The following is a 6,799-nucleotide window of genomic DNA, read 5'->3' on the forward strand; positions in this document are numbered from 1 at the left end:
GGCCGGGCTCAGGCCGGTTCGGGCAGCGGTTCCGGCTGCCGGGCCGGTGCGGCGCTCGGCTCCCAGTCCGCCGTGGTCCGCACATAGGCATAGACGACGGAGACCATCGCCAGCACCAGGAGGGGGCCGTAGAACCACGCGTGCCGGGCCATCTCCAGAGGCAGGAAGCGGTACGACACCAGCAGCGCGGTGAAGACCGTGGCGCCGTGCACGACCAGCCGGACGCCCGAGCGGTCCCAGCCACGGTCGTACGCGCGCAGGGCGCCCTCGATCGTGAGGGTGAAGACGACGCCGGCGATCAGGTCCGCGCCGTAGTGGTAGCCGAATCCCAGCGTCGCCGCGAGGGTCGCGATCAGCCAGAACGCCCCCGCGAAGCGCAGGGCCCTCGGGCCCTTCCGGGTGTGGATGAAGATCGCGACGGCCCACGCCGTGTGCAGACTGGGCATGCAGTTGCGCGGGGTGACCCCGTCGAACGGCATGTGGCGCGGGACGCCGACCGGCGACGGCGTGTTCGGCCACAGGTCGGCCACCGCCCACTGCACGCTGGGGTGCGACTGCGCCCACAGGCTGACGTCCACCCAGTGCTCGCTGCCGTTGCCGTAGGCGAAGACGGGCCCCACCACCGGGAAGATCATGTAGAAGGCCGGTCCGAGGACGCCGATCGCCAGGAAGGTGCGGACCAGGTAGTGCGTCGGGAAGCGGCGCTCGGCCGCCACGTTGCGCAGCTGGTAGAGCGCGACGACGACCGCGGCGACCGGGAGCTGGCCGTAGACGAAGTCGAGGACGTTGAAGCCGATCGGGCCGGTGGCCGTGACCATCCGGCCCACCAGCCACGACGGGTTGCCCAGGGCGTGGTCGGCGGTCGCGACGTACTGGTCGAGCACCATCGGGCGCGTCTTCGAGGTGATGAGCAGCCAGGTGTCCCCGGTCTTGCGGCCGGCCATCAGCAGCAGGGCCAGCCCGACGCCCTTCAGCAACAGGACGCGCTCGCGACCGGTGCGGCGTGTGACGGCGACCACCGCGCAGCCGAGCGTCACCAGCAGGGCCCCGTTGCCGAAGGGGTGACCCTCGGTCACCTCGACGTCGGCCGCCCATCGGACGACGAAGACGACGAGGTCGATGCCGAGCGCGGCGCCGAGTGCGACGAATCTCTGCCGCCAGGGCAGGACCACCAGCATCAACGCCATGCTGGCGTACAGCAGTCCACCCGATTTGGGCGGGAATATCACCTCTCGCACCTGTGAGGTGAGCGGGCCCGGCAGACCCAGGTGGCGGGCGACGAACTCCAGCGCCAGGAGGAACCCGAGGACCACCACGCCCGCCGCGGCCATCGCCGTCACCCGTGGCCGACGCCGCTCGGCGAACGCACTGCTGCTCTTTATTCGCGCGGACATCCGCGGAGGCATCGATATCAATTCTCTGACCAGTGTGTGAAGTTCGGCGGGCCGGCTCGCTCGTCCCGCGGGCGGGCGGGACGGGTCCGCGAAGGGCGGGCAGGGGGCGTTCGTCGCGAGGTCGAACATGTTATCGGAGCGTCGCGCGGCTTTCGCCGAAATGGACAGCACAGGAAGAACCCCCAGGCCGTGGGCCCGGGGGCAGAGTTGGGCGAAGACGTCAGGCGGACGGGTCGACGACGACGTCCGCCGAGTCGCGACGACGTGGCCCGTCCCTTCGGGCAGCACCCCGTCGACGCGCAGCCGGGACGGGAAGCCGGCCTTCAGGCGCGGCTCGGCGCGCGGGGGCGGGACGGCGCGTGCGGGAGGGTGCGTGCGGGGGAGGTTGCGTGCCGGGCAGGGTGGTACGGATCACTCGCCGTCGGCGGGGAGCCGGACGGTGAACGTGGTCGAGCCCGGTTCGCTGACGAGGGTGACGCTGCCGCCGTGGGCCTCCGCCACCGCCGCCACGATCGAGAGTCCGAGGCCGGTGCCGGCGCCGCCGCCCATGTCCCCGGTGCGGCGGCGGTCCGCGCGGGTGAAGCGTTCGAAGACCTTGGGCCGGATGTCGGCGGCGACGCCAGGCCCGTCGTCGTGGACCTCCAGCAGCACCGTGCCGCCCGCGGTCCTGCCCGCCGTCCTGCCCGCGGTCGTGCCCGACGCGCTGCCCGTCGTGGTGTCCGTGGCCGCGCCCCTGGCCGTGCCCCCGTCCGCGGGCCCGGCCGGCTGCCCGGCTTCGGCCCCCGTCGGGGGGACGGTCTTCAGCGAGACCGTCACCGTGCTGCCCACGGGGGTGTGCAGACGCGCGTTGGCCAGCAGGTTGGCCAGTGCCTGGTGCAGCCGGTGGGCGTCGCCCGTCACCGTCACCGGCTCCTCGGACAGCTCCAGCGCCCAGCGGTGTCCGGGACCCGCGGCATGCGCGTCGGTCACCGCGTCCAGCACCAGACGCGTCAGGTCGACGGGACGGCGCTCCAGGGGGCGGCCCGCGTCGAGACGGGCGAGCAGCAGCAGATCGTCGACCACCTCGCCCATGCGGGCCGCTTCGGCCTCGATCCGCTCCAGGGCCCGCACCACCTTGTGCGGCACCGGGTCGGGGTGCAGCAGCGCCAGTTCCGCGTGACCGCGGATCGACGCCACGGGCGTGCGCAGTTCGTGACTGGCGTCGGCGGCGAAACTGCGCAGCCGTTCCTCGCTCGCGTGCCGCTTGGTCAGGGCGTCCTCGACATGGCCGAGCATCGCGTCGAAGGCGCCGGCGAAGCGGCCCACCTCGCTGCGCGAGTCGCTCTCCCGCACGCGGGGCGGAAGCGCCACCTCGCCGCTGGAGAGCGGCAGTTCACTGACCCGGGAGGCGGTCGCCGCCACCCGGCTGAGCGGGCGCAGCGACCAGCGCACCCACAGCGCCCCGGCGACTCCGGCGACGGCGAGCGCCGCGCCGAAGACGATCGCGGCGACCAGTACCAACCGGTGGACGGCGGCCTCCACGGACTCCATGGGCAGCCCGGTGACCAGGATGTCGCCGTCCCTGCCGTGGACGGCCATCATGCGGTAGTCGCCGAGCGAGGACAGCTCGGTGGTCCGGCCCCGGCCGTCGGCCGGCAGCGTGGCGAGCTTCTTCGCGTCCCGCGCGCCGAGCGTGACGGTCACCGTGCCCGCGTCATGGCCGGACGCCACCACCGCGGCGTTGGTGACGGCGCCGTCGACCAGCCGCGCGCCGAAGGTTCCGGCGGCCTGCCGGCGGGTGTCGCCGTCCTCGTCGCCGTCGTGGTCGGACGGCTGCGGCCCGCCGTGCTCCAGGCTGGCCGGGAACCGCTCGCCCGCCGCGCGCAGCTGCTGGTCGAGTCGGCCGGTGAGGAAGCCGTTCAGCTCCACCACCGCCGCCACCCCGACGGCCGCGCAGCTCACCGCGAGCAGCACGACGAGTCCGGCGGTGAGCCGTGCGCGCAGCGTGTGCGGCAGCAGGGGCACGCGCGAAAGCCACCGCTTCACCCTCCGCACGAGCGCCTTCACCGGGCCGCCGGCTTGAGCACGTATCCGGCGCCCCGCACCGTGTGGATCATGGGCGGGCGGCCCGCGTCCACCTTCTTGCGCAGGTAGGAGATGTACAGCTCGACGACGTGGGCCTGCCCGCCGAAGTCGTAGGACCACACCCGGTCCAGGATCTGCGCCTTGCTGAGCACGCGCCGCGGGTTGTGCATGAGCAGGCGCAGCAGCTCGAACTCCGTCGGGGACAGCTCGACGAGTTCGCCGCCGCGGGTGACCTCGCGGGCCTCCTCGTCCATCGTGAGGTCGCCGACGGTCAGCCGCGGCCCGTCCTCCAGCTGCCGGGCCATGCCCGCCCGGCGCAGCAGTCCGCGCAGCCGGGCCACGACCTCCTCCAGGCTGAACGGTTTGGTCACGTAGTCGTCGCCGCCCGCGGTGATGCCCGCGATGCGGTCCTCGACCGCGTCCCGTGCGGTCAGGAAGAGCACGCACACGTCGGACCGCACGGCGTGCAGCGAGCGCAGCACGGTGAAGCCGTCGGTGTCCGGGAGCATGACGTCGAGGACGACGGCGTCGGGCAGCAGGTCGCGCGCCTCGGCGACGGCCGAGACGCCGTCGCCCGCCGTCCGCACCTCCCAGCCCTCGTAGCGCAGGGCTCCGGAGAGGACTTCGGCGAGGTCGGGGTCGTCGTCGACGACGAGGACCCGGATGGGCGTGCCGTCGGTCCGGGTCAGGGCGGGGCGGCCGGGGCCGCGGGGGCGGGAAGTGTTCATCTCAGCTACCAGGATGCGGCCTCGCCGGTGCCGGAGGCTCCTCGCGACCTCTGAGTTCACTGTGAGTGCGCTCTGTCCCCGGTCGGCTCCGAGCGGCGAACACCCCCTCCCACCTGCGACGCAGCCGTGCCGACGCGGGGTGCGCTGAGAGCGGGCTCAGAAGTTGCGTCGGCACAGTGGCGTCCGGGACCGCCGAGAGGGCGTACGGACAGCCGAAGGGAACACGCGCATGACGACGGTGTACGAGCGACGACAGGTCGCCCCCGCGCCTCCCGCGCCGGGGCGCTCCCCCGCCGGCCCGGTGCTCGCCGTCCTGTGGGGCGGGGCCGCCGCCGTCGTCGCCCTGTGGTGGCACGACACGGGGTCGGTCGTGGGCGCGGCCGGCTGGCTGACCGGAGCCGGGCGGATCGCGGGGCTGCTGTGCGGGTACGCCTGTGCCGTCCTGGTCGCCCTGATGGCGCGCGTCCCGCTCCTGGAGCAGCGGATCGGGTCGGACCGGGTGGCGCGCTGGCACGCGCGGGCCGGCCGCTACACGGTCTGTCTGCTGGTCGCGCACGTCGTGCTCATCGTTCTCGGGTACGCCGCCCAGGACCGCTCCTCGGTCGTGCGCGAGGCGGTCACCGTGGTCCTGGACTACCCGGAGATGCTCAAGGCCACCGCCGGCACGGTCATGCTGTTCGCGGTCGGGCTGATCTCGGCCCGCGCGGTGCGCCGCCGGGTCAGCCACGAGTTCTGGTACTACGTGCACCTGCTCACGTACGCCGCGGTCTTCCTCTCCTTCGGACACCAGCTCGCCCTGGGGTCCGACTTCGTCGGCAGCCGCCCCGCCCAGGCAGCCTGGTACGCGCTGTACCTGGGCGCCGCGGCCCTGGTGGTGTGGTTCCGCGTCCTGGCCCCGGTGCGGCTCAACCTGCGTCACCGGCTGCGGGTGGACTCCGTGCACCGGGAGGCGCCGGGCGTGTACTCCGTCGTCGTCCGGGGCCGGCGACTGGACGAGATGGGCGCGCGGCCGGGACAGTTCCTGCGCTGGCGGTTCCTCACGGAGGGCATGCGCGGGACGTCCACCCCGTACTCGCTGTCCGCGCCGCCGCGCCCGGACCTGCTGCGGATCACCGTCAAGGCGCTCGGCGACCACAGTGCCGCCGTGGCCCTGCTGCGGCCCGGCACCCGGGTGTGGGCGGAAGGGCCCTACGGGGCGCTGACGGCCGACCGGCAGACCGCGCACAAGTCCCTGCTGATCGCGGGCGGCGTCGGCATCACCCCGCTGCGGGCCCTGTTCGAGACGCTGCCCGGCGACGTCACCCTCCTCTACCGCGCGCGGACCGCCGAGGATCTCGCCCTGGGCGGGGAGCTGGAGGCGGTCGCCCGGTGGCGCGGGGCGAAGGTGCTGTACGCGCTGAACGGCCGGCACGGCCGGCGTCCGGACCTCACGGCCGCCTCCCTGCGGGCCGCCGTTCCCGACCTGGAGGCGCACGACGTGTACCTGTGCGGCCCGCACGGGTTCGCGCAGGACGTGTACGAGGCGCTGCGCGCCGCCGGGGTCGCGGACCGCCGTATCCACCACGAGTCCTTCGAGCTGTGAGGCCGTCTTGCACACGTTGAGGAAGAAGAGTCCGCTGCGCCGCATCGTGCTGGCGGGCGCCGCCACCGCCTCCGGGATGGTGCTGCTGCTGTCGCTGAAGCCGCACACCACGCCGTCCGTCGCGGGACTGGCGGCCACTCCGGCGCCCGTCGCCAGTTCGAGCGCGTCGAGCGGCTCGGGCGGATCCGGCGGCTCGGGCGGGACCGCTGGGTCCAGTGGGTCCGGCGGGTCGGCCACGGGGACCCGGCACGTCACCGGGGACTCGGTGCAGACCCGGTACGGCCCGGTCCAGGTCCGCGTCACCCTGACGAACGGGAAGATCACGGACGTCAGCGCGGTCGAGTACCCCCAGGACAACCCGCGGGACCAGCAGATCAACTCCTACGCCGTCCCGGAGCTGACCAGGGAGACCCTCACCGCCCAGAGCGCCGACATCGACACGGTCTCCGGGGCCACCTACACCAGCGACGGCTACCGCAGGTCGCTCCAGTCGGCACTGGACTCGGCGAAGGGCTGACGCCCGTGGCGCCCGGAGCGGGAGCGGTCCCGCCCAGGTCGCCACGGGCGCGGGGTCGTTCAGCGCCGGGTGTAGATGAAGCCGATCTTGTCGACCTCGTCGCCCGCGCGGCCGTGGAACCCGGCGAGCTGCCATCCCGTGGGCGCGGTGCGCGTCACGCAGTCGGAGGTGGTGGTCCCGCCGGCCAGGCTGCGCCCCTGGTCGGTGGTGAACCTGGCGTAGAAGATCCGGGTGCGGCCGTCCTTCTGGCCCTGGCAGAGCTGGGCGGCCGTCACATGCTCGCCGGCGGCGAGGGTGAGGGAGGACTCGGTGCCGCCGGAGCCGCCGTGCGCCAGAGTGACGCCGTTGCTCAGGGTGAGGCTCATCCGGTCGACGCGGGAGCCGCTGCGCAGCGAGAGGCTGACGGGACGTGCGCCCGCCGGCACGGCGTCGATGTCGTTGTAGTAGTCGCCGTGGGGGCCGCCGAACTGGTCGCTGAGCTGGAGGTCGGGGTTGCGGGTCCAGGAGAAGGCGG

General features: G+C 73.7%; 6 protein-coding genes. 2 read left to right on the forward strand and 4 right to left on the reverse strand.

Going from position 1 to position 6,799, the window contains the following annotated elements; genetic code table 11:
- Window positions 1–8: 8 nt before the first annotated feature.
- From IE239_RS39810 to IE239_RS39820, 3 genes are all read right to left on the reverse strand, one after another.
- Window positions 9–1,394 carry a phosphatase PAP2 family protein gene (locus IE239_RS39810; protein ID WP_190154334.1) on the reverse strand — a complete coding sequence of 462 codons (1,386 nt, stop codon included), beginning with the start codon at window positions 1,392–1,394 and terminating at the stop codon, window positions 9–11.
- A gap of 411 nt (window positions 1,395–1,805) precedes the next feature.
- Window positions 1,806–3,398, reverse strand: coding sequence for a sensor histidine kinase (locus tag IE239_RS39815; RefSeq protein WP_308435457.1), 1,593 nt, complete (start codon window positions 3,396–3,398; stop codon window positions 1,806–1,808).
- Window positions 3,399–3,436: 38 nt separating this feature from the next.
- A complete protein-coding gene (locus IE239_RS39820; RefSeq protein WP_308435458.1) occupies window positions 3,437–4,186 on the reverse strand; it encodes a response regulator transcription factor in 750 nt (249 codons plus the stop codon).
- A gap of 229 nt (window positions 4,187–4,415) precedes the next feature.
- Here IE239_RS39820 and IE239_RS39825 point away from each other — a divergent pair, with 229 nt between their 5' ends.
- Together IE239_RS39825 and IE239_RS39830 are read left to right on the forward strand one after the other, a co-directional pair.
- Entirely contained in the window at window positions 4,416–5,768 is a 1,353-nt protein-coding gene (locus IE239_RS39825; RefSeq protein ID WP_190154336.1) for a ferredoxin reductase family protein, read from the forward strand.
- A 7-nt stretch (window positions 5,769–5,775) separates the two neighbouring features.
- Window positions 5,776–6,285 (forward strand): FMN-binding protein, encoded by a 510-nt coding sequence (locus IE239_RS39830; protein ID WP_190154337.1) that lies wholly within the window; start codon window positions 5,776–5,778, stop codon window positions 6,283–6,285.
- 59 nt (window positions 6,286–6,344) lie between these two features.
- Here IE239_RS39830 and IE239_RS39835 read toward each other — a convergent pair.
- Window positions 6,345–6,799: jacalin-like lectin (locus IE239_RS39835; RefSeq protein WP_268254565.1), on the reverse strand; the 455-nt coding region annotated here is incomplete at its 5' end.

Origin of the sequence: Streptomyces humidus (genome assembly GCF_014649655.1) — a bacterium.
Lineage (GTDB): Bacteria > Actinomycetota > Actinomycetes > Streptomycetales > Streptomycetaceae > Streptomyces > Streptomyces humidus.